This window comes from Streptococcus zalophi (assembly GCF_016481285.1).
Taxonomy (GTDB): Bacteria; Bacillota; Bacilli; order Lactobacillales; family Streptococcaceae; genus Streptococcus; species Streptococcus zalophi.
The window spans coordinates 1-556 of record NZ_JAENBP010000020.1; the positions used below are offsets into that span (position 1 = coordinate 1).

Sequence of the window (556 nt, forward strand, 5' to 3'; positions counted from 1 at the left end):
GAACACTATCATCCATTGGAACAAGTGGATCACCTGCCGTAAAGACTGGTGTACCTACTTGAGTTTCACCATATTCACCAACCGAACTCACATCTATTCCTGTTGGAATAACTGGCTTAACTGTTGGCGTATACTTAGCTGTTAAAGCAGTACCATTAACGTCCAATCGTTTAACCGTTACACCAGTTCCTGTCCCCGTAAAGGTTGGTTCTGGCGTGAAGGTTACTGTACCATCTGGTGCGACGGTATAAGTCCCTTCTCCAGGAATAGTTATTGCTGTGCTACCGTCTTCAAAGGTGGCTGGAACCGTATCATCCATCGGAACAAGTGAATCACCTGCCGTAAAGGCTGGTGTACCAGTTTGGACTTGGCCTTGGAGACCAGTTGAGGTGGCATCCTCACTTGTTGGGGTGACTGGTTTAACTGTTGGCGTATACTTAGCTGTGACAGAAGTGCCATTAACATCAACACGTTTAACGGTTACGCCACTTCCTGTGCCTATGAAGGTTAATTCTGGAGTGAAGGTAACAGTGCCATCTGGTGCAACGGTATAAGT

At 46.6% G+C, this 556-nt stretch carries 1 pseudogene; it reads right to left on the reverse strand.

Annotated features, from left to right (window positions below):
- Positions 1-556: pseudogene (locus tag JHK64_RS07485) on the reverse strand (CshA/CshB family fibrillar adhesin-related protein); the annotation flags it as partial.